The 23,384-nt window shown below is 35.9% G+C and carries 24 protein-coding genes; 16 read left to right on the plus strand and 8 right to left on the minus strand.

From position 1 onward, the window contains the following. Positions 1-32 precede the first annotated feature (32 nt). The 7 genes from MTP08_RS10805 to MTP08_RS10835 all read left to right on the plus strand — a co-directional run bounded on the left by MTP08_RS10805 (position 33) and on the right by MTP08_RS10835 (position 7,025). The gene (locus MTP08_RS10805; RefSeq protein ID WP_243575960.1) at positions 33-1,241 is read left to right on the plus strand and encodes a TolC family protein; all 1,209 of its coding nucleotides are present in this window, start codon (positions 33-35) and stop codon (positions 1,239-1,241) included. Between the two features lie 7 nt (positions 1,242-1,248). Beyond that, positions 1,249-2,400: an efflux RND transporter periplasmic adaptor subunit gene (locus tag MTP08_RS10810; RefSeq protein WP_243575961.1), complete on the plus strand. Its 1,152-nt coding sequence runs from the start codon at positions 1,249-1,251 to the stop codon at positions 2,398-2,400. A gap of 551 nt (positions 2,401-2,951) precedes the next feature. After that, positions 2,952-3,566 carry an NAD(P)H-binding protein gene (locus MTP08_RS10815; RefSeq protein ID WP_243575962.1) on the plus strand — a complete coding sequence of 205 codons (615 nt, stop codon included), beginning with the start codon at positions 2,952-2,954 and terminating at the stop codon, positions 3,564-3,566. A 99-nt stretch (positions 3,567-3,665) separates the two neighbouring features. Then, positions 3,666-4,499: an SDR family NAD(P)-dependent oxidoreductase gene (locus tag MTP08_RS10820; RefSeq protein ID WP_243575963.1), complete on the plus strand. Its 834-nt coding sequence runs from the start codon at positions 3,666-3,668 to the stop codon at positions 4,497-4,499. Positions 4,500-4,576: 77 nt separating this feature from the next. Further along, the gene (locus MTP08_RS10825) at positions 4,577-5,329 is read left to right on the plus strand and encodes a DsbA family protein (RefSeq protein ID WP_243575964.1); all 753 of its coding nucleotides are present in this window, start codon (positions 4,577-4,579) and stop codon (positions 5,327-5,329) included. A 16-nt stretch (positions 5,330-5,345) separates the two neighbouring features. Then, complete coding sequence (locus MTP08_RS10830; protein ID WP_243575965.1) at positions 5,346-6,005, plus strand: DsbA family protein; 660 nt, start codon at positions 5,346-5,348, stop codon at positions 6,003-6,005. Between the two features lie 48 nt (positions 6,006-6,053). Continuing rightward, positions 6,054-7,025, plus strand: a complete 972-nt coding sequence (locus MTP08_RS10835) for an NAD(P)H-quinone oxidoreductase (protein ID WP_243575966.1) — start codon at positions 6,054-6,056, stop codon at positions 7,023-7,025. Between the two features lie 116 nt (positions 7,026-7,141). On the opposite strand, the gene MTP08_RS10840 is transcribed toward MTP08_RS10835, so the two are convergent. Then, on the minus strand, positions 7,142-7,975 hold the full coding sequence (locus tag MTP08_RS10840) for an aldo/keto reductase (protein WP_243575967.1): 834 nt from the start codon (positions 7,973-7,975) through the stop codon (positions 7,142-7,144). Positions 7,976-8,412: 437 nt separating this feature from the next. Here MTP08_RS10840 and MTP08_RS10845 point away from each other — a divergent pair, with 437 nt between their 5' ends. Genes MTP08_RS10845 through MTP08_RS10865 form a run of 5 tightly spaced genes read left to right on the plus strand, consistent with a single transcriptional unit; the run spans position 8,413 to position 11,483 of the window. After that, complete coding sequence (locus MTP08_RS10845; RefSeq protein WP_243575968.1) at positions 8,413-9,216, plus strand: SDR family oxidoreductase; 804 nt, start codon at positions 8,413-8,415, stop codon at positions 9,214-9,216. Positions 9,217-9,240: 24 nt separating this feature from the next. Then, positions 9,241-10,149 (plus strand): helix-turn-helix domain-containing protein, encoded by a 909-nt coding sequence (locus MTP08_RS10850; protein ID WP_243575969.1) that lies wholly within the window; start codon positions 9,241-9,243, stop codon positions 10,147-10,149. Positions 10,150-10,156: 7 nt separating this feature from the next. Then, positions 10,157-10,492: a nuclear transport factor 2 family protein gene (locus tag MTP08_RS10855; RefSeq protein ID WP_243575970.1), complete on the plus strand. Its 336-nt coding sequence runs from the start codon at positions 10,157-10,159 to the stop codon at positions 10,490-10,492. Between the two features lie 18 nt (positions 10,493-10,510). Next, on the plus strand, positions 10,511-11,125 hold the full coding sequence (locus tag MTP08_RS10860) for a GyrI-like domain-containing protein (RefSeq protein WP_243575971.1): 615 nt from the start codon (positions 10,511-10,513) through the stop codon (positions 11,123-11,125). Between the two features lie 43 nt (positions 11,126-11,168). Further along, entirely contained in the window at positions 11,169-11,483 is a 315-nt protein-coding gene (locus MTP08_RS10865; RefSeq protein ID WP_243575972.1) for a nucleoside triphosphate pyrophosphohydrolase family protein, read from the plus strand. Between the two features lie 104 nt (positions 11,484-11,587). On the opposite strand, the gene MTP08_RS10870 is transcribed toward MTP08_RS10865, so the two are convergent. The 5 genes from MTP08_RS10870 to MTP08_RS10890 all read right to left on the minus strand — a co-directional run bounded on the left by MTP08_RS10870 (position 11,588) and on the right by MTP08_RS10890 (position 15,489). Further along, entirely contained in the window at positions 11,588-12,430 is an 843-nt protein-coding gene (locus tag MTP08_RS10870; protein ID WP_243575973.1) for an NAD(P)-dependent oxidoreductase, read from the minus strand. Positions 12,431-12,456: 26 nt separating this feature from the next. Then, positions 12,457-12,900, minus strand: a complete 444-nt coding sequence (locus tag MTP08_RS10875) for a hypothetical protein (RefSeq protein WP_243575974.1) — start codon at positions 12,898-12,900, stop codon at positions 12,457-12,459. An 84-nt stretch (positions 12,901-12,984) separates the two neighbouring features. After that, on the minus strand, positions 12,985-13,698 hold the full coding sequence (locus tag MTP08_RS10880) for a LytR/AlgR family response regulator transcription factor (RefSeq protein WP_243575975.1): 714 nt from the start codon (positions 13,696-13,698) through the stop codon (positions 12,985-12,987). Further along, on the minus strand, positions 13,695-14,663 hold the full coding sequence (locus MTP08_RS10885; RefSeq protein WP_243575976.1) for a sensor histidine kinase: 969 nt from the start codon (positions 14,661-14,663) through the stop codon (positions 13,695-13,697). Before MTP08_RS10885 ends, MTP08_RS10880 begins: the two co-directional genes overlap by 4 nt. A 124-nt stretch (positions 14,664-14,787) precedes the next feature. Continuing rightward, complete coding sequence (locus MTP08_RS10890) at positions 14,788-15,489, minus strand: CPBP family intramembrane glutamic endopeptidase (RefSeq protein WP_243575977.1); 702 nt, start codon at positions 15,487-15,489, stop codon at positions 14,788-14,790. Between the two features lie 431 nt (positions 15,490-15,920). On the opposite strand from MTP08_RS10890, the gene MTP08_RS10895 reads away from it, so the two are divergent. From MTP08_RS10895 to MTP08_RS10910, 4 genes are read left to right on the plus strand one after another with little or no spacing between them, the layout of a single operon-like run. Then, entirely contained in the window at positions 15,921-17,351 is a 1,431-nt protein-coding gene (locus tag MTP08_RS10895; RefSeq protein WP_243575978.1) for a TolC family protein, read from the plus strand. Positions 17,352-17,363: 12 nt separating this feature from the next. Continuing rightward, a complete protein-coding gene (locus tag MTP08_RS10900; RefSeq protein WP_243575979.1) occupies positions 17,364-18,359 on the plus strand; it encodes an HlyD family secretion protein in 996 nt (331 codons plus the stop codon). Positions 18,360-18,386: 27 nt separating this feature from the next. Further along, positions 18,387-19,553 carry an ABC transporter permease gene (locus tag MTP08_RS10905; RefSeq protein ID WP_243575980.1) on the plus strand — a complete coding sequence of 389 codons (1,167 nt, stop codon included), beginning with the start codon at positions 18,387-18,389 and terminating at the stop codon, positions 19,551-19,553. After that, a complete protein-coding gene (locus tag MTP08_RS10910) occupies positions 19,550-20,710 on the plus strand; it encodes an ABC transporter permease (RefSeq protein ID WP_243575981.1) in 1,161 nt (386 codons plus the stop codon). Before MTP08_RS10905 ends, MTP08_RS10910 begins: the two co-directional genes overlap by 4 nt. Here MTP08_RS10910 and MTP08_RS10915 read toward each other — a convergent pair. Next, positions 20,697-21,446 (minus strand): succinate dehydrogenase/fumarate reductase iron-sulfur subunit, encoded by a 750-nt coding sequence (locus tag MTP08_RS10915; RefSeq protein ID WP_243575982.1) that lies wholly within the window; start codon positions 21,444-21,446, stop codon positions 20,697-20,699. The genes MTP08_RS10910 and MTP08_RS10915 overlap by 14 nt on opposite strands. Positions 21,447-21,457: 11 nt before the next feature. Further along, positions 21,458-23,374, minus strand: a complete 1,917-nt coding sequence (locus MTP08_RS10920; RefSeq protein WP_243577751.1) for a fumarate reductase/succinate dehydrogenase flavoprotein subunit — start codon at positions 23,372-23,374, stop codon at positions 21,458-21,460. Positions 23,375-23,384 lie beyond the last annotated feature (10 nt).

A 23,384-nucleotide genomic window follows, 5' to 3' on the forward strand; every position in this document is an offset into this window, starting at 1 on the left:
TTTAGATAGAAAAAGTCTTTAAAATAAATACAATGAAATTTTCAAACAATCATAAAAAACTGACTGCATTCTTATTTCTGATTTCTTTCGGAATGATGAATGCACAGGAAAACATTACCTATGAACAAACTCTGGAAAAAGCTTTTCAACAAAACAGAACTTTAAAAAACTCAAAATTAATTTCTGAATATCAGGAAAAATTAAAGGCAAGTTATCTCGATATTCCGCAAACGGAAGTCAGTGCGCAAATCGGACAGATGAACGGTGTGGAAACTGATAATTCTTTTTCTATTTCCCAGCGTTTCAGCTTTCCGACGGTTTATGCCAAAAGAAAACAAATGCTGGATGCAGAATGGAATGCAAGTGTCATCAATCAAAATCTGACGAAAGCGCAATTAACAAAGGAAGTTTCCGATGTTTTTTACCGAATTCTGACACTTCAGGAAAAGAAGAAGGTGATTGAATATATCACCAAATTATACAGCAGTTTTGCAGAAAAAGCGAGTTTGAGACTGAAAAAAGGTGAAACCAATATTTTGGAAGAGTCAACAGCGGAAATTCAGAGCGAACAGGCAAAAACGCAACTGAATATGCTTGAAAATGATTTGAATATCGCTAAACTTCAGCTTCAGTTATTGCTTCAGTCCGAAGAAAAATTTCAACCAGTTTCGGACAAACCGATGATGAATATTAATCTTCAGGTTTCGGAAGAAATGGTTCAGCAACATCCTGAATTGCAATATTTAAATCAGCAGATTAAAATCAATGATGCAGAAGCTCAGCTCGAAAAATCTAAATTATTACCGGATTTATTGGTTGGATATACAAATCAAAGTATGAAAAACCTTAATAACAATCGTTTTAATGCGGTTCAGGTCGGTGTGGGAATTCCTTTGTTTACGAAAGGTCAACGAGCTTTGGCAAAAGCAACGAAAGCGAAAGTGGCGATTTCTGAAAACCAATATCAATTAAAAGAAATTGAACTGAAAAACAGATTCGGACAGCAAATTAATAATTACACCAATCAACTGAAAATCGTTGATAATTATGAGCAAAAACAACTTCCAAAATCTGAAACAATTTTAAAAACGGTTCAAAAACAATTGGAAGTCGGCGAAATCGATTATCTGAACTGGGTAATTCTTACGAATCAGGCGGTAAAAACAAAGGTTGATTACATCGATAATCTCGAAAGACTCAACCAAATCGGAGCAGAACTTAATTTCTTACTATCAAAATAACAGCGAAATGTATCTTAAAAATATATCAATCCTTAGTTTAAGTGTAATTCTGATTTTATCTTCCTGTTCAGGAAAAAAAGAGGAAGAAAAAACGGTGTATGAAAACACAAAATTCAAGGAAAAAGACCAGAATACGGTTCAAATGTCGGATAAACAATTGCAATCCATTGGTTTAACGACAACAACAATTCAGGAAAAAACAATGCAAAAACTCGTCCGCCTGAATGGTAAAGTTGAAATCTCGCCGTCTCACATCAGTTCGATTTCCAGCATTATGGGCGGTCATATCAAATCGATTAACGTGATTAACGGAAGTCATTTCAGCAAAGGACAGGTTTTGGCAGTTGTGGAAGACCCGCAATTTATTCAGTTACAACAGGATTATCTGGTGACGAAAGCACAGTTGGAATCGGCAAGATTGAATTTAAGCCGTCAAAAAGATTTGAATATCACCAAAGCGACCAGTGATAAAACTTTGCAAACCGCTCAGGCAGATTATTCTACATTGAATGCTACTTTGAAAGGTTTGGAAGAAAAACTGAGAATTATTGGAATCAATGCAAAAGGATTAAATTTATCGAATATCAGAAGCCAAATTAATGTTTATGTACCTTTTAGTGGTTTTGTGAGCAAAATTTTAGTGAATAACGGACAATATATTAATCCTTCTGATACTTTGTTTGAGTTGATTAATCCTGCAGGTTTATTGCTTGAATTAAAAGTGTTTGAAAACGATGTAAATGATGTGAAAATCGGACAGGAAATTTTGGTTTACAACAATCAAAACCCTGAAAAAAAATCGACAGCTAAAATTGTAAGTATTGTACCGAGTATTGAAAACGGCGGTTCGTCGGTGGCTGTTGCGAAGCTTTCAAGTCCGAATCCTGAGTTTATCAAAGGAATGTACATCAATGCAGAAGTGACAATCAACAGTCGATTTACCATTGGTTTACCGAATGAATCTGTGGTTTCCTTTGAAAGCAAAAGTTATGTTTTTGAAGATTTAGGGAATAAGAAATATAAGATGATTCCTGTGAATGTGGGAATTTCTGATGATCAATTCACCGAAATTTTGAAGGCGGATAATTTGAAAGATAAAAAGATCGTTCAGAAAGGTGCTTATGGTCTTTTGATGGCGATGAAAAATCAGGCAGAGTAGAAATAGAACTTGTTTTATCTATATAAAATGTTTAAAATACCAATAATATCAAGGAGGAATTAGCAAACTTTGAAATTCATATTAAATATCATTTAACACCTTCAAAATATTATCTATGTCTTGTAGCAAATGGTTTGAATAGAGTCCTGTTAAGTTCACCATAAAAAACGCCTAACAGCTTGTAAATAAGTGTTTAGGCGTTTTTATTTATATCTGTAGCCGACATTTGGCCGACAAACAAATGTCTATTTTCTTTTTTTGTCACTAACTCTGTCACTAGGAAAAAAATTAGTGACAGAAAATACCGCAGTTAATTCCGTAACGTTTAGTTTAGGGCTATATTCCTTGTCTTTTAAAATACATCGCTATTTGAAATTATGATTGGATTGACCGTAACAGATCAATTGTGAACTACCTCACATTTTTTTGTGATGTATGTCCTTGGTATCGATTAATTTTCCTTATAATTTTACCATAATAAAAGAAGATAGTTTAGACTTTTCAGAATTTTTAGTTTGCTTTTCTATCATCTACATTAAATCAATTATACAATGAAAAAAGTACTCATACTTGGTGCATCGGCACCTATTGCAAAATTTGTTTCTAGCTTTTTGGACGAAAATAAGGACATCGAACAAGTCTTACTGATGAGAAATGAACGGAAAATCTACGACAAAGACAGAACAATTATTGGAGATGCCACAAATGCGGCGGATTTGGTAAGCGCAATGCATGGCGTGGATCTTGTTTTCTCTGCATTAGGACCATTTCATATGGAAAAATTGGCAAAAACCGTTGTTGCTGCTATGGAAGAAGCCAACATCAAGAGACTGATTTGGACAGCAAGTTTAGGCATCTACAATGAAAGTGCTTTCTCCGAAGCCGGTGTACGGGAATTAGGAAAACCCGAAGTTCCAAACACTTATCTGTGGGATCAAAAAAACGGCGCCGATGTTATCGAGCACAGCAATCTGGATTATACCATTATCAGACCTAATTGGTTGACTAATAATGATATTGTAGAAGATATAGCACTCCAACATAGAAACGAAAAAACAGAGAGTCATTTCATTTCCAGAAAAAGCGTTGGAAAATTTGTGGCGGATCTTATTCAGAATTCTGATCAATATATCAAAGATTCTGTAGCAATATCCGCAAAAAATTAGAGAATGATTATTGTAAAATTTTGATCATCATTGTTGCGAATGCAAACGTTTCATTAATGGATCATTTAAAATCAAATTTAAAATTTAAAATAAAATATTATGAGCGATAAAAAAGTATGGTTTATAACAGGCGCCAGTAGCGGTTTTGGTCTTGCAGCAGTAAAGACACTTTTGAAACACGGTTTTCGTGTGGCAGCCACTTCCAGAGACGAAGCCAAACTGGCAAGTGAGGTTAATGACCAAAGCGGAAATTTCTTTCCGATTTCTATGCAGATTACTGATCAAAACAGCGTCGATGAGGCGGTGACAAAAGTGAAAAATCATTTTGGAAGAATAGACGTTACTATCAACAATGCCGGTTATATATTGGTAGGCGCTATTGAGGAATTAACCGATGACGAGATAAAAGCCAATTATGATGTGAATGTATTTGGGACAATGCGTGTCATCCGCTCGGTAATGAAAGTTTACAGAGAACAAAATTCGGGTTATTTCTTGAATATGGCCTCTATTTCCGGTTCCATTACTTCTCCGGCTCAAGGCATTTACAGCTCCACAAAAGCGGCCGTGATATTGCTTACCGAAGCCGTGGATGAAGAAGGAAGAGAGTTTGGTGTAAGAGCTACAGCGGTATGTCCGGGCGGTTTCAAAACCAATTTCCTTGGCGGATCTGCAAAATTTCCGCAAAATCCTATGAATAATTACCGGGCCGTGAGACAAGCCGAACAAAGTTTCCGTCAGCTCAATCAAAATCAGGGAGGCGATCCGGTAAAAGCCGCAGAAGCATTTATCAAATTGGCTGAAAGCAACAATCCGCCACAAAGAATTTATTTGGGAACCGATGGTTTCCGGGCTGCTGAATACAAAATAAGGGAAGTCGCCACCGAGCTTGAACAATGGCAACAGCTAAGCCTTAGCACCAATTACCGTTAAACTAAAAACTCCTTAGATTGCTGAAATTGATGTTTAAAAAAATTTTAGTTCATAAAGGATTCTAAATGCACTTTTCAATGGCAGATCAAATTAAAATTCAAACCAACTTTTTTGATGATAAGGCTTTCAGTGACAATTTTTGTGGTTCCGAAGGTTGTGAAATTCCAGCTGTAAAAAAGCAGAAACCAACATTAATATATGTTTTTGATGGATTATGCTCTTACTGCTACGGTTTCGATACGCAGCTGTTTATCATCCGGGATGAACTGAAAGCGGAAGTAGATCTGAAAATTATCAGTGGCGGGATGAATATCGGAAAAGACACCCCTCGCATCAAAGAAAAATTGGGCGAAACTTTCCGGAAAGATTACCAGCAGGTGGTACAGATTACGGGCGCTAATATATCAGAGAACTATTTGGCAGGAACTGTTGACAGCGAAAATTATATTGTTAATTCCGAAATCCCGGCGAGGGCATTTTCAACTTTCAAATCTTTACCGGAGATGAAAGACAAACATCTGGACTTCGTTTTTGCCATGCATCAGAATCTGTATGTGAATGGACTTAACCCGAATGAAGATGAGTTGTATAAAAAAACAGCACTTGCTTTTGGTTTAAATGCCGATGAATTTTTAGTCAAGATGAAATCTCCCGAAGCTTTGGAATGGGCTTACCAGGATTTTGACTTAGCAAAACAAATAGGCTCAGATCTGTTTCCCCAACTCTATCTGCAACAGGATAATCAAACAGAAAGAGTGCTGCGTGTCTATGCAAAAGCACCTTTAGCCATCCGAAAAATCAGAGAAAAAATAGAAGAATTAACACATTAAACCTAATTAAAATAAAATGAAACCAACGATAATATATGTTTACGACGGACTATGCTCCTGGTGTTACGGCTTCGAAAAGGAAATGCAAATATTGTATGACAAATTTCAGGATCGCTATGACTTCCAGTTGGTAAGTGGCGGGATGTTTCCGGCAGAACAAAACCGAAGAATCAAGGATATTCTGGGTGAAGGCTTTAGAGAAGCTTATGCACGGGTTATAGAATATTCTGGTGCCGATATCACCGAAAAATATCTGGGTGGATTGGTAGAAAAAGACAACTACCAACTCAATTCCGAAAAGCCGGCACAGGCATTTTCTGCATTCAAAACCTACCCGAATAAAAGCTACCGCCAGATTGAATTTGTGACGACTATGCAAAGTTTTATGTATGGTGAGGGGCTCAATCCCAATGAAGATGAGATGTACCACAAAACTGCGGAACATTTTGAGATTGATGCCGATGAATTTATAGCAAAGATGAAAACGGATGCGGTATTGGAAGATGTGAAAAAAGATTTTCAGTATGCACAAGCATTGCAGGTGACCGGCTTTCCGCAGGTTTTCCTTAAAACACCTCAAGACCAATATTACCTTATCGCCCGAGGATACGATAAAGAAGACAATATTGCGGCAAGAATTGCGGAGATTGAAAAACAGAATGTAATTAATGAATAATCTAAAGTCTGTCATTTTGCAGACCGAATCTATTGATAAAAATATAAAATGAAAGCAGTTGTTATTACAGAATATGGCGCACCAGAAGTATTGAAAACAGAGGATCGTCCTATTCCTGAAATCGGGAAAGATGATGTTCTGGTAAAAGTGAAAGCAGCCGGCATCAATAGACCGGATGTGTTTCAAAGAATGGGTAATTATCCGGCTCCAAAAGGTGTTCCTGCTAATATTCCTGGATTGGAAATCGCCGGCGTGATCGAAAAAATTGGTGCTGATGTTACCGGATTTAGTATTGGTGATAAGGTACTTGCTTTGTTAGGCGGTGGCGGCTACGCGGAATATGTAAGTGTGCCTGCCTTGCAATGTTTGCCGATTCCCCAAAATCTGAATTTTGAAGAAGCCGCAAGTTTGCCGGAAACCATCTATACGGTGTATCACAATGTTTTTCAAAGAGGAAACTTGCAAAGTGGCGAACGGATTTTGATACACGGCGGAAGTAGTGGCATTGGAATTACTGCCATCCAATTGGCAAAAGCCAGTGGCGCTGAAGTTATTGTAACCGTTGGTGATGATGTCAAGGGAGAAAAATGTCTGGAACTGGGCGCTGATCAGTTTATTAACTACAAAAAACAGGATTTCGAAGCTGTACTGAAAGAGCATCCTGTCCATCTCATTTTGGATATGATCGGTGGCGATTATTTTCAAAAAAACATCAATATTTTACAGGAAGAAGGCCGATTGGTTTATATCAATGCGATGAACGGTAATGAGGTAACACTCAATATTTTTCAAATGATGCAGAAGCGCCTGAGCATTATGGGCACGACTTTGAGAAGCCGGGACAAAGCTTTCAAGGCGGAGCTGACTGCTTCCATTAGACACAATATACTGCCGCTGATCGAAACCGGGAAATTTGTGCCGGTAATCTATAAGGTATTTTCAATGGAAGAAGCAGCGCAGGCTCATCATTTGATGGAAAGCAATAAACATATCGGGAAGATTATTTTGAAAATCGATTAAATAAAATGCTTAAAAATCATACGTATTGACCTTAAATAAGATTATTCTTCAATAAAAAAACAACTTCCGATTATTAATGGTAATCGGAAGTTGTTTTATATCTACCTCGTATTTAATCAGATAAATTCTAAGTTTACTTTTCTATGGGGCGGCGGGAAAGCCGCATCTAAAATAGCATTATCTTCTGCCGTCAAAATAATATCTGCAGCTTTTGCATTGTCTTCTACGTGCGCCACCGTCGAAGCTTTAGGGATAGAAATAACAATCCCTGACTGTATGCTCCAGGCTAATGCAATCTGTGCGGGCGTAGCATTGTGATTGTCGGCAACTCGCTGCAACTGATTTCTGGAAACAAGCCTCGATTCATCAATCGGCGAATAAGCCATTAGCGGAATACCTTCCTCTTTTGCCCAGGGAAACATATCGTATTCAATTCCGCGGTGTGAAAGATTGTAAAAAACCTGATTTGTGGCACAATCTTTCCCATTAGGAACTTCAAAAACATCTTCCAAATCCTGTACATCGAAATTACTGACGCCCCAATTCAGAATCTTACCATCTGCCACTAATTTCTCGAAAGCACGAACCGTTTCTTCCACTGGATACGAACCTTGCCAATGCAATAGATACATATCCAACCGATCGGTTTTCAGGTGCCCCAAACTACGCTCGCAAGCCGCAATAGTGCCTTGATAAGAGGCATTTGAGGGCATTACTTTGCTTACCAGATAGATATCATCACGCATCCCTTCTATAGCTTCACTAATCAGATCCTCAGACCTTCCATTGCCATAATATTCTGCAGTGTCAATGAGCGTCATCCCCAATTCTACGCCACGCCGAAGCGTATCAATTTCTTGTTGTCTTCTGTTAGGATGATCACCTATTTTCCAGCAACCCTGCCCGAGTGCAGGCACTTTATTTCGGTTTTTTAATGTAACAAATTTCATACAATTCAATGTTTTGGCTTTAAATATGGGCTATTGAAATTAGTCGTAAAACCGTCTTTCTTCAAGATCAATTTATCAGAGATTTTTCTGATAATTTCTTCATTAAGCTCCTTATCATTTAGATTTTTCTTCAATAACCATTACCCTTGATAATCTAGCAAATCCTTGACCAAATTGAGAGAATTTTTGTTATCATAATCGCGGTCCAACTTATCGATTTGAGTTTTCATACCTTCGATCATTTAATTATAGATAGGCTAGTTTGTCAAAGTATATAATCCCATTATTTATGACTGAATTTATAAGTCAAAAATCTTAATTAAAAAGACAAAACATATTAGGTTCTTCTTCATTTTGGCTACAACCCTACTCACTTTGGCAACATTTACTCCTCAGCATTTGATGAACTTTGCCTTGTAAATATTAAACAAGACAAAATGCAAAAGACAATCTTTATAACAGGGGCATCCTCAGGATTAGGAAAAACGACGGCCACACTATTTCAGTCCAAAGGATGGAATATCATCGCAACAATGCGAAACCCGGAGAATGAAAAGGAACTGACTCAACTAGAAAATGTAACCCTCTTAAAACTAGACGTCACGGATTCAGATCAAATTGAAGAAACGGTTGCTACAATAATCGAAAATCATTCGGTAGATGTTGTACTTAACAATGCGGGTTACGGATTGATTGGGCCTTTAGAAGCCTTGAGTGATGAACAAATCTTCAAACAAATTAACACCAATCTTTTAGGTGTTATCCGCGTAACAAAAGCTTTCACTCCATATTTTCGTGAGAAAAAATCAGGGATGTTCATCAATATTACATCGATGTTTGGATTGATTGGTTACCCAACTTGCTCGGTTTACTCGGCTACCAAATTTGCGATTGACGGTTTTTCAGAAAGTCTGGCGTATGAACTTGCCAACTTTAATGTACAGGTAAAAATAGTGGCTCCGGGTGGCATCCAAACCGATTTTGCAGGTCGGTCAATGGATGGCGGACAACATGAAGCATACCAATCTTTGGTAGAAAAAGTGAGCGAAGGCTATAGCGAAGAAAGCATGAGCCAGTTTTCCACACCTGAAAGCATTGCCAATATCATCTATGAAGCGGCTACAGATAGCAGAAATAAGTTGCGCTATATTGCGGGCAACGATGCTGTTTCTCTATATTCTGAAAGAGAAAAATGGTCTGCACAAACTCAATTTGAAAAAATCGTGAATATTTCTTCCTAGTAAACATTTGGTAAATTTGTATCTATGAAAAATGTACCGCAAAAATTCAACTCGATATCCGATTTACATAATGCTCTCGGTTTCCCAAAACCACTGCACCCATTGGTAAGTCTGGTGAATTATGCTGATATCAAAACACCAGCAGAGGAACTACCGAAAGCTCTTTTGCTTAATTTTTATAAAATATCTTACAAAAAGCATCTTAAGGGAAAGTTAAAATATGGGCAGGGTTATTATGATTTTGATGAAGGAGGTTTGTCGTTCATTTCACCCAATCAGGTTATTCAAAGTGTAGAAGATGAAGCAGATTATTCCGGTTACACATTGCTGTTTCATCCGGATTTCATCAGGAATTATCCTTTAGGAACAAAGATAAAAAGCCTTGGCTTTTTTACTTATTCCGCTAAGGAAGCCTTGTTTTTGTCGGATAAAGAAAAACAGATTCTTTTTGCGATTTTTGATAATATTAAGGAAGAGCTTAGCGGCAATATCGACGATTTCAGCCAGGATTTGGTAGTTTCCTACATTGAGGTTTTATTGAATTACAGCAACCGCTTTTATAAACGCCAATTTATTACCCGAAAAACAGTTAATAATGATTTGTTAAGTCAAGTAGAAAATCTTTTAAATACATATTTTGACGAAGAAAAACCTTTACAAAACGGAATGATAACGGTCGATTATTTGGCATCCCAATTCCATCATTCGCCGCGATATTTAAGCGATATGCTGCGTTCTCTCACGGGGCAAAATGCACAACAACATATCCACGAAAAATTAATTGAAAAAGCGAAGGAATATCTTACCTCTACTACCCTATCTGTATCGGAAATCGCTTATCAGTTGGGGTTTGAACATTCCCAATCATTTAACAAATTATTTAAAAAGAAGACCAACTTAACACCTTTAGCATTTAAAGAATCATTTAATTAAAATCAAAATGGACATACCAGCATTCATCAATACATTCATCATAATTAGTAACGCTTACAAAACCGACAACTATCTGGAACTTTGGCAAGACCATGCCGTTTTAGACGACCCGTCTGTCGGTCAGGTTTTTAAAGGACATTCAGGAATTAAAAACTATTTTGAAAGCTATTTCATTGGTTATAAAACCCAGACACGACTTGTAAAACTATACATTATAAGCGACAATAAAGCTCATATTGAAGTGGAATTCACAGGCGAATTTCCCGAAGGAAAAATAGGCGGAATATTTGATTTTACTTTTAAAGAAGGAAGAATATATAAAGCCAAAGCTGACCTGATGTAAAATTAAACTCAAAAAAATATGGATAATAAACAATCATACAACGATTATTACAAAGCAAGCGAACAGCCGGAAATCGTAGAAATCCCCAAAGCGAGCTATATCTCCATAGCTGGAAATGGCAGCCCTGGAACTGATATTTTTTACGAGAAGAAGAAGGCCATTGTGGAATTTGTTAAAGCCTTGCAAAATCAGTTTAAAAATACTGAAAATGCATTTTCCGAAACTATTGTTGAGATATTTTATTGGTTTGATGAAGACAAGGTTGGATATGTTGATATTGGTAATTTTTATACAACGGTGGATTTGTCATTGCTGAATTACAGAATTGCAATCCGAGTCCCGGAATTTGTCACAAATGAAAACATCACGAACATTGCAGCACAAAAACCACATATACCGTTCGCCAATATGTTTGAACGATTTGTATATACGGCAGGAAAATGTGTTCAGCTTTTGCATAAAGGTCCATTTGCAGGAGAATTAGAAACATTACCCATTCTGCAAAAATTTGCCACCAAAAACGGACTGAAAAAATCAGGAATGCATCAGGAAATTCATCTGATAAACTTTGAAAAAGGAGAAAATCAGGCTTATCTTGAAACTATTTTACGAGATGCTGTGACTGAAATGTAATCTCTTTTCGCTAAATTTAATCAAAATCAAAACAAACTCATTAATGGACATAAAAGAACTTTTGGAACGCTCAAAAAACATACGGGCGATCTATCATCAACTGGAAAAAACTCAACACGGTACAGAATGGACTGTAGAGGAAGATGTACTGGCGTTTTTAACCGATGCCGGTCTGGTCGGTCGTCACACGATGTCACAGCAAAACCGTTGGCCAGCAAAAAATACGGAGGTTATGTTGGAACATAAATTATGCGAATGCATCTGGTGGTTGGCAATTTTAGCCGACAGAATGGATATTAATCTGGAAGAATCGCTAGAAAAATTTTTAACCAAAACCGAAAATTTGTTAGGTGAATAATTCACTTAGAAAACTACGGGATGGGTTCAATATTTTCTAAAAAGAAAACCGACATTTGAAGTTTTTAGGCTTCAATGTCGGTTTTTTAATCGTTTTTGAGAATTTTATTTTTCTAAATACCGGATAATCCCAATAACATCTTCTCTTCCGAAACTTTCTGAACTTGCTTTTTCGTAGATTTCTAAATTTCTATTCCCTAAAGGAAAATCTGCTCCCGCATCTTTGGCTAAACGAATGTCTTTCAGCATGAGGTCTAATGCAAAAGCAGCCTTAAATTGATTATTGAGAAGCAATGGAGTTTTCACCTTGGTCGCACCGCTTCCACTCGCACTTTCATTGATGATCTCCAACATCATTTCACGATTTACGCCCAATTTATCAGAAAGTAAAACAGTTTCTGCCAATCCTTCATAAATCATTGCCAAAAAGTAATTAATGGAGATTTTTGTAGCTAAACCTTTTCCATTTTCACCAAGATGTTTTATTTTCCCCATCTTTTCCAAATAAGGAGTAGCACGTTTCAGATCTTGGACATCACCACCAACCATAATAATTAAAGTTCCTTCTGCAGCAGGTTTGGTGCTTCCCGCAACCGGTGCATCCAAAAAACCAGCTTTTTTAATTTTGACTGCATCCCCCACTTCTTTGGACATTTCCTGAGAAATCGTGCTCATGTCTACAAACAATTTTCCTTCTAGATTATTTTTAAAAATCTTTTCGTAAACAGATTTTACAGCATTGTCGTTGGTAAGCATTGTAAAAATAATGTCCGAATTATTCACCAAATCTTCAACAGACTCACTCACCGTAGATTTTATTTTAAAATCTTCAGATTTTTCTGTAGTTCTGTTATAAACAAAAAGTGGAAATCCTGCTTTTTCAATATTTTTTGCCATCGGATGTCCCATATTTCCGATTCCGATAAATCCTATTTTTTCTACACTCATTTTTTTTGATTTTTAATTGATACATATTACTGCTTTATTTCCTGAAGATCGCTTATTTTTAATTCTGATAATTTTAAGTTAATTTCATATTTATATTTTCGAATTTCATTAGGGTTTCTGCAAACCACATCATAGCCTTCCGGTGTAAACATCGTTTTTTCAAAATGAATAATCATCCAGTTCCGATCATCGCTCATAAATATAATTTCCCATTTACTTTTCGTAAAAAAAAGAATACCAGAGCCTCTCCAAGTAAATTTTGTATTTTCTTGGTTTAAAGGTTTATCCCAACCTTTTATAGATTTAGGTTTTCCGTTTTTCAGAAATTTTACTTCATCTGAAAGACCTATAATTCCGTTCTTGGACTTCATTTGATAGTTGAATGTTGGATTCAATTTATCGCCTTTTGTCCACATCGGAAAGTTGGAAAATACAATATACCAAACGCCCACCAAATAAGATAAATTCATCAGGATTATATTTAAGTTTAAATTTTCATTAAAAAGTACGAATTCTTCATTTAATTTTTAATATCAATTTACACAATTCTCTTTTTAGTGTATATTAAGTTTTTTAAACAACAGTTCTTTGTAAGTATTTCCGATGGACAACTTCAAATATCCGCTTTTAATGATAATCTGTGCAAACCCGTTTTCTATGGCAGAAATTTTTGATAAAGGTATAATGTGAGATCTATGAATTCTTATAAATAAATTATCAGGAAGATGAGCTTCAAGATCACGTAAAGTACCATAACCCGTAATATTTCTTTCTTCACAATGAAAAGTTACATAGTTCCCAACCGACTCGATATAATTGATTTCTGCAAAGCTAATTTTTATTAATTTTCCTTTCTGCTCCGTTTTCAGCAACAAATAATCGGGATTCCCAACAACAGAATTGTGGCTGAAATACCATTTTCTTACTTTATCTATCGCTTTAGAGAAGCGGTCATAGGAAACTGGCTTTACAAGATAATCTATAGCATTAAGATTAAAACCATCCACCGCATACTCCGGAAAAGCTGTTGAAAAGATAATCTTAACATTTTCATTTACCAGTTCTGCAATTTCCAAACCCGACATTTCATCCATTTGAATATCTAGAAAAACAATATCCGCTTGCAGTTTCTTAATAGATTTTAGTCCCTCCAAAGGATTGGTAAAAGTTCCTACCAACTGTAAATCCTGTTCTTTGCCGATATAATACTCCAAAACATCTATCGCATGCTGTTCGTCGTCTATAATAATACATTTTATTCTGTTCATTGCCGGATTTCTAGTTGGAGATGATAAAAGTTTTGTTCGTTTTGTATGCTGAGTTTATATTTTTGAGGGAAGGCGTGATCTAAACGTTGCCTCAAATTATTAATTCCTATATTGTTAGATACTATTTCAGACGAGGTTTTGCGTTTTTTGTTTTTAAGTTTTAAACAAACAATTTTTTCAGTTACAGAAATTTTAATTTCTAAAGGATGTTCCGGATCATTCAGATCACCATATTTAAAAGCATTTTCTACAAGGGTAATAAAGGAAAGCGGAGGAATCTTTTGGTCTTTGATCTCTCCGTTAATTTTAAAACTTATTTGTTTGCGGTCGGAAAAACGCATCTGCTGTATATCTATTACCCGCTGCAAATGGTCTAGCTCTTTCTGAACCAATACTTTCCCATTATTTTCATCAGAATTATCCAGAGCATAACGCATTACATCGCTTAATTTCAAAATATTTTCTGCCAATGGTTGTGATACTTTTAGAGCTTGGGAGAACAAAACATTGAGTGTATTATACAGAAAATGGGGATTAATCTGAGTGCGTAAAAATGCATATTGATATTTGATGGTTTCAAGTTCTTTTTTATTCTTCAAATCGTCTATTTTCAAACGTTCCAATTCCGAATTTTTGAGGTTTTGCTGTGTTTTTAACCATTCCACAATCACAAAATAAAGCAAAGCGTAAACAAAAAATTTAAAAGTTGCAATAATAACCTCCTGGCTATATGCCGCAAAAGAAAAAGAATCGGATTTAATATTAATTCCAAATCTTGGGAACACATTATCAATCAACAAATATCCTCCACCAAAAAGGCTAACAGATATCCCAAGAAAATAAATCGCCATTAAAACTTTACTCTTACTCGATAATGAAAATCCGTAAACGCACAAGTAAAAAAATAAAATCAGAGGAAGGCTCATCGCTAAAACATCTATAATATGAACATTTTCATTCGTCATTAAATTAAGACAGTAAGTATATATTATATAAATGCTCCAGGCTAAAATGTGCAGTAGAATTTTGGGAAAAGATTGGAGTGCTGAAAAAAACTTCGTCAAAACTGCTAATTTTTTAGTAAAAACTTTAGTAAAGATACTGGATTATCACATCCCACAAAATATGAATCATAATCAAAACTTTAATATTTCTATATTTGAAATACAACATTGCGAAAATCGACCCGAATATAAAAGGCTGAATCAACATAAACATAGTTCCATAAGAATAATGTGCAGCCGAAAAAATAACAGATGACATCAACACAGCACCCAATTTATTCCCGGAAATAGAATAAATTCTCGTCATCATATACCCTCTAAAAATAAACTCTTCCACAATACCTGCAGTAATTGATGAGATATAAATAAAAATAGGATATTGCTTTAATAATTCACTTAAATCTTCCGATGTTTGTGATGAAAAGCCTAAATAATGCAGCAAATTGGAAGTCCCAATACCTATTACAGCGAAAGCAATGATGGTAAAAAATATTGTTTTTAAATAAAATAAAGGTTTATATTTTAAGTCTTTCCATTCTGTAAATTTCCTTTTTTCAATATATATGGAATACAAAATGGTGATGAAAAACAGAGTCCAAATAATAATTTTGGAAATAATGACTTTTACGGTTAAAGATTTGACAAGAAAATTATCTAAAATTATTTTTTTACCATAAAGAATCATTAAAATATAAAGAACAACAGGAACAAAAATTCCTATAATTGCTAAAATGTTTCTACGGATTTTATTCTCAACCTTTTTTTCTGAATAAATTAAAGCTTTCATTTCTATAAATTTTGATGATTCAAAAATGCTTAGAATAAAAACTTTTCCAAAAAAAATTATGTGAAATGCAATTTGCCCTATGTGAAATGAATTAAAATACAATAATTTTGGATTTTGCACTCAAAAGCATATCATTTTCGCTATGATACAATAATAAATTCATTAATATGGAAGAAAAATCGAAAACTGAAATTGTTATTTATTATCCATCTATCTCAAGTATTAATAATTTTTGGCACGAATATTCATTAAAGAAGTTTTATAAAACTAAAAATTCTCACTTACAATTATTTTAGCTTTTTTTAATTATCTTTAAAAGTATAAAATTGAGTGCGGTTAATATCTAAATTATTGAATGAGTTTAGCAATTTTTAATCGCCAATATTTTTGTATGATCTAATTAAATAAATGATGTGGAAAATCTTAAGTTTATGAAATTCAGGAAAATTCTGTTTATTTTGTTTATATTTTCTTCTTCCAAAATCCTTTGTCAGCAATTTACATTAAAAGAATGTATCGAAAAAGGAAAACAGAATAACACGGCTGTAAAGTTAGCAGAACAATCTCTGGAAACCAGACAACAGCTTTTGCAATCCAGTAAAAACAATAATTTACCCAAAGTTGACTTTCTTGGGGGATACAATTATATTGGAGAACCAATCAGAATCAATATGCAGCAGGTAAAAGATGGTATTGTTGAAGGTTCTGCTAACCAAAGTGCCAATTCTGCGAATGCTGTTTACCAACAGATTACAGGAAATCCGCTCCCACAACAGGTTCAGAATGTGATTTATCAGACTTCAAAAGATATCATTAGTGCTGTGTATCCCAATTACAATCCTGCCATTGCAAAACAGAGCTATTTTTTGGCGGGAATTCTGGTTCGACAACCCATTTATCTGGGCGGTAAACTCAACGCTGCCAAAGAACTGACCAAACAACAGGTTGAAAGTGGAAAAGCAAATTTGGAATCCTCCCAAAATCTTACAGCATATAACATTGCATTAAATTACATTCAGGTTATGTATCTCAATTCTATGATTGAGAGGCAGGAAAAAATAGTAGAATCTCTTGAGAAAAATGAAAATTATGCTCAGAATCTTCTGAAAGCAGAAATTATCCCTCCATATTTAAAAAACTGGTCTAATATTACCAAGCTTCAAGGCGAAACCAATCTTAAAAATCTAAAACTAGAAAAAGAAAATGCCCTTTTAACCTTAAAAGATTTAATGGGAATTTCTCTTGATGAACCATTGGAAATCCAAGAAAAACTGAATGAAAGTATTGAAGTTCCTAATTTTTCTTCATCGGAAAAAAATACAGATTTAAAACTACTATTAAGTAAAAAGAAAGAGGCCGAAACCACCAATGATATTACCAAATCTTTATCAAGACCAAATATTTTTGCCATTGGAAATTATCAGTTTTTCAGGAAAGACCTTCCGCTTATCACACCACCTTGGCTGGTTGGTATAGAAATGCAATGGACAATTTTTGATCCCGAACGGAAATCCAGAAATCTCGCATCTCAATCTTTGGTAAAGGAAGCTGACCTTCTTATCAATCAAAAACAAAAGTCTTTGGATTTGGCAACCAAAATTTCTGAAAATAAATTATTGAGTTTCAAAGAACAGAGCGAAACTTTTGATACTGCCCGAAAACAGACTTACACCACTACCGAAATGGTAAGAAAAAGAATGGAAAACAGCCTGTCTTCGGTAAAAGATGTAAATGACGCATTACAATTTCAATATGAAGCCGAAAAATTGTATTATACCTCTTTAGTAGCATATCAAACCGTGATTGCGACTTATTTTTATATTACCGGAAACATTGATGATATTACCAAGTATATTCCTTAAACTGATAGCAAGATGAAAAACTTTATAAAAAATTATTGGGCAGTTTTTATTCCGATTGTTGTGCTGATTATTGCTTTGATTTATCTTTTTCAAAATAAAACCTCCGAGAATAATAAAGAAACAGTTCTGGGAATGGTAGATGCAGAATTTGTGGATGTTTCCGCTTCTTTGCCGGGAAGAGTGGTTGATATTTTGGTGAAAGAAGGTGATGAAGTGAAAGAAGGTCAGGTTGTTGCTCAGATGAAAACCTCTGAAATAGAAACTATCAAGGCTCAGGTTTCTGATGCTGTAGTCATCGCACAGAACCAACTCGATAAAGTGAATCGTGGTGTAGAGCCCGAAGTTTTGAAATCTGCAGAAAATCTTCAGCAAATTGCTAAACAGCAAATGGATTTAATGAACAAAACCTATTCCCGTTTCCAGACACTGTATTCGGAAGGAGTAGTTTCGGGACAAGAAAGGGATGTGATTTATTTTAAATACAAAGCAGCTCAAAAGGAATTAGAAACCGCCAATCTTAATGTTCAGCTTTTAAGACGTGGCAGTAATCAAGAAATGAAAAACTCGGCTCAGGCTTTACTCAATCAGGCAAAAGCGGCAGATGAACTCGCACAAGAAGTTAAAGACAATGCGTCCATAAAAGCACCTGCTTCCGGGAAAATTTCTACCATAATTTCGAACAAAGGCGAAATGGTGAATGCAGGTTATCCAATGATGACGATTCAAAAAGACCATTCTTTTTTTGTTAAATTCAATATCCGTCAAAATCAAATGACTAAAATTGATAAAGGCAGTAAAGTAACCATGAAAATTCCTGGTTGCGTACCCGAAAATGTACAAGGAACCGTGGTAGAACTTGCTCCTGCTTTAGGCTATGCAGACTGGGTTCCGGAAAAACAAAATGGCGAATTTGAGCTGAGAACTTTCCAGATAAAAGTGAAACCTGAGAATGCGAATTCGATAAAAGGGCTTCGCTCAGGAATGACCGCACAACTTATTTTCGATTAATTTATATTCTAAAACAGATTTTAACCCTTGAAAGCCATCAGTAAAATCATGATTAGAGAATGGAAACGGATTTTTTCGATTCCAAATTTTTATGTGGTATTATTGGTGATTCCGCCAATCATTTTTCTTTTTTATGGATTAATTTATCAGAAACAATTTGCTAAAGAACTTCCTATGGCAGTTTGGGACGAAGACCAATCTTTGGTTTCCAGAACATTGACTGATATGATGGAGCACAGCGAATTAATAAAATTTACAGCTACAGTTAACAGTAACGCAGAAATTGAAAAACTAATACAGGAAGGAAAAATCTTCGGGGCAGTGCACTTTCCTAAAAATATGGAATCGGATGTTAAGAAAAATCATCAGACTAACATCCCGCTTTATACCAACGGTGCATACTTAGTTCCTGCAAAAATGATTTACAAAGGTGCAGCAGAAGTTATTATTAAAGGTGGATTAGCGGTAGTTCTTCAAAAGGCAGAAAAACAGGGAATGCCTGCTGACAAAGCCAATGTATTGGTTCAGCCGATTAAATTGAATACAACTGTACTTTATAATCCAGATTTTAATTATCAGCTGTATCTAACGCCTGGTTTAATAACTGTCGGACTTCAAATGGCTCTTATCGTAGCATCAGTTTTAATTTTGAATCTGGAATTTAAAAGAAATACCATTGATGAACTTTTACAGATTTCCACCTCATCTTCTCAGATAATCATTGGAAAAATGCTGGCTCATCTTTGCGTGTCTTGGTTGCTTTTTGTTTTAATTGCTTACCTTGTTTTCCCAATTTACGACTTAGGTAAACCGAAAACCGATTTTAATTTTTTCCTGATTTATACGTTGATGTCGCTGGCTTGTATCGGAATTGGAATGATGTTTTCTGCAATTTCTAACAATCTTCTTTTCGTGACAGATGTCGCCATGTTTTTTACATCTCCGGCATTCGTTTTCAGTGGATTTACATTTCCGAGATGGGCAATGCCTTGGTACGACCAGTTTTATGCAGACATCATGCCTTACACTCATTTTTTGGATGGATTTATTAAGCTGTATTTTATGGAACTGCCACTCTCTTATGCAAGTCCGGAAATGGTAAAACTATTGGTTTTCATTGGGATTACTTTCCCATTGAGTATCTTATTTTTTCAGAAAAAAATCAATCTTCATTTAAAATCTAAAGCGGTATGAAAGTGATTTTTGATGTATTGAAAAGAGAAGTTAGAAAGGTATCAAAAGATTCCAGTCTGTTTTTAATTTTGCTTTTAGCCCCCATTCTTTATGCCTTTATCTACGGAAGTATTTACTTTAATAAAGGCGAGGAAAAAGTGAAAATGGCATTGGTAGATGATGATGGTACCGCGGTTTCCCGACTGCTCACGCAACAGTTTGATGCCACACCGATGATCGAGATTATCCCAAGTTCTAACCTTTCTGAAGCCAAAGAAAAAATGTACCGTGGTGATGTTCAGGGTTATTTTTACATTCAGTCGGATTTCGAAAAGAATATTTTATCGCAGAAACAAGCAAACGTAAATATTGTGCTGAATGCATCAAGGTTTTTGCCGTCGAGTGATTTGCTAAGTACAGTCACTAAGGTTTGCTTAACGGTGGGAGCGGGCGTAAGAAAAACCTATTTCAACAAGCAAGGAATGGGTGATGATGAAGCTATGAAAATGACCAATCCCATCAATATGGATTACCGCCCATTGTATAATTCTGGCATGACTTATGGCGATTTTCTGTTGCCCGGATTATTAGCCATCATATTACAACAGACGCTTCTGATAGGTGTCGCAGCTGCTTTTGCATCGGAAAGAGAAGAGAATTTATTAAACAAGCTCTACGAAACTTCCAAAGCTAATATTTCGAAAATAATATTGGGGAAAACCATGCTCTATGTGGTTGTATTTATGATTTTCGGAATCTTCTTTTCAATTGTCAATTTTTCGGTTTTCGGAGTTCAAATAAGAGGAAATTATTGGGATTTGGCAGTGATTTATGCTTTGTTTGTGATTGCTATCACCACATTAGCGATGCTTATTGGCAGTTTTTTCAAAACCAAATTACTTGTTTTTCAGGTTTTGGTATTTTCGTCTTATCCTATTTTTTTAATTACAGGATATTCTATGCCTTATCAGGCTTTACCAAAATTGGTTCAAGGATTGTCTGATGTTTTGCCCACTTCTCCCTTTTTAAAAACTTACATTTCTATTGTACAATCTGGCGGTTCATTATCGGATAATCTAAACTCTGTTATTCATTTAATTGTTCTGTGGTTGATTTTTGAACTTCTTTTGATTGTAAGAATAAGATATTTAATTACTAAAACTACTATTTCTTCCTAAAAAATAAAGCCCGGCTGTATTCAAAATTCATTCTGGCAATGTTGAGGACAGAAATACCTTGCGGACATTCTACTTCGCAGGCTTCTGTGTTGGAGCAGTGTCCAAAATGTTCAGAATCCATCTGTTTTACCATATTCAGAACTCTTGTACTTCTTTCTTCTTTTCCTTGTGGAAGCAATACCAAATGTGATATTTTTGCAGATGTGAACAGTGCTGCACTTCCGTTTTTACAGGTTGCTACACACGCTCCACAGCCAATGCAGGCGGCAGAATCAAAAGCCTCTTCTGCGGTTTGATGCGCTACAGCAATGGCAGTAGCATCAGGAGCCTGACCGGTATTTACAGAAACAAAACCACCCGAAGAAATAATCCTGTCAAAAGCCGAACGGTCTACTTTCAAATCTTTTTTGATAGGAAATGCTTCTGCACGGAAAGGTTCAATCACAATGGTTTCGCCATCTTTGAACGAACGAAGATGAAGCTGACAAGTCGTTGTATGCTCCAGCGGACCGTGAGCCAAACCATTTATCATCACACCACATTGCCCGCAGATACCTTCCCGACAGTCGTGATCGAATTCTACAGGTTCTTCACCTTCCAGAATCAGTTTTTCATTCAGAGTATCGAGCATTTCCAGAAAAGACATATGCGGATTCAGGGCTTTCAAATCGTAATTAACAAGCTTTCCTTCGCTGTTTCTGTTTTTCTGTCTCCATATTTTCAAATGTAAATCCATAGTTTCTGTTTTTATTTGTAACTTCTTACCGTTGGCTGTATTTCTTCAAAAACCAAAGGTTCTTTTATGAGTTCTGGCTCATTGTTTTCTCCCGTCCAGTTCCACGCTGAGATAAACTGATAATCTGCATCATTCCGCAAGGCTTCACCATCTGGTGTCTGATATTCTTCCCGGAAGTGTGCCCCACAAGATTCGTTTCTGGTGAGCGCATCGTAGCACATCAGTTCTCCAATTTCAAAATAATCGGCTACTCGACCTGCTTTTTCCAGTTCCGAATTCATTTGGTCGGCTTCTCCCGAAACTTTCACATCGGTATAGAATTTTTGTTTTAGTTTTCTGATTTCTTCGATGGCATATTTCAATCCTTTTTCATTTCGAGCTAATCCACAGTAATCGTAAAGCAGTTTTCCGAGGGTTTTATGGAAATAATCCACCGTTTTACTTCCATTGATTTTGATGAAATTTTCAATTTGTGATTTAACTTCATTTTCAGCTTTTTCAAACTCAGGATGATCGGCAGATATTTTCCCGGTATGAATTTCACCTGATAAATAATTCGCAATCGTATAAGGTGCTATAAAATAACCGTCAACAGAAGCCTGAAGCAGAGAATTAGCACCCAGTCTATTCGCACCGTGATCCGCAAAATTGGCTTCACCCAACGCAAATAATCCGGGAATTGTGGTCATTAATTCATAATCTACCCAAAGACCACCCATCGAGAAGTGTGCAGAAGGGGAAATCATCATCGGTTCTTGGTATGCGTTGTAACCTGTGATTTTCAGATACATATCGAACAAATTCCCGTATTTCTCCTGGATTTTTTCTTTGCCCTGTTCTTTGATAGCTTTAGAAAAATCGAGATAAACCGCATTTTTCAAAGGTCCGATTCCAAAACCTGCATCAATTCTTTCTTTGGCAGCTCTGGATGAAATATCTCTTGGGGCGAGATTTCCAAAAGCAGGATAACGTCTTTCCAGATAATAATCTCTTTCTTCTTCAGGAATATCATTGGGTTTTCTGGTTTCATTTTCTTTCAGAGGAACCCAGATTCTGCCGTCATTACGCAAAGATTCTGACATCAATGTCAATTTGGATTGATAATCTCCAGATTGCGGTAAAGAAGTGGGATGCACCTGAATCCAACTCGGTGATGCCATGAATGCTCCTTTTTTATGAGCTCTCCAAATCGCAGAGCCATTACAGCCCATTGCCAATGTGGATAAATAATAAATTTTTCCGTAACCACCAGTTGCTAAAACCACAGCGTGAGCAGCGTATCTTTCTATTTCTCCGGTATCCAAATTGCGGACGATGATTCCTCTTGCTTTTCCTTCGATTATTACCAAATCCAACATTTCGTGTCGGGAAAATAACTGAACACTTTTCTTTCCGACCTGTCTCATCAACGCCTGATAAGCTCCCAAAAGCAATTGTTGCCCGGTTTGTCCTCTCGCATAGAAAGTTCTGCTCACTTGGACACCTCCGAAAGAACGGTTATTCAGATAACCTCCGTATTCTCTTCCAAACGGAACGCCTTGTGCAACCGCCTGATCGATGAGGTTTAGAGAACATTCTGCCATTCTGTAAACATTGGCTTCACGAGCACGGAAATCGCCGCCTTTCAAAGTATCTACAAACATTCTGTAAACGCTGTCACCATCATTTTTATAGTTTTTAGCAGCATTTACACCACCTTGTGCTGCCACAGAGTGTGCTCTTCTCGGGCTGTCCTGAAAACAAAATGACTTTACATTATAGCCCATTTCTCCCAATGATGCAGCCACAGAGCTTCCCGCTAAACCAGTTCCAACCACGATAACATCAAGTTTTTTTCGATTGGCGGGATTAACCAATTTGGCAGTTTTCTTATAGTTTTCCCATTTTTTTTCTAATGGACCTTCTGGTATTTTTGAATTTAAATTCATCATTATAACA

The sequence above is a fragment of the Chryseobacterium oryzae genome (assembly GCF_022811665.1).
Lineage (GTDB): Bacteria > Bacteroidota > Bacteroidia > Flavobacteriales > Weeksellaceae > Chryseobacterium > Chryseobacterium oryzae.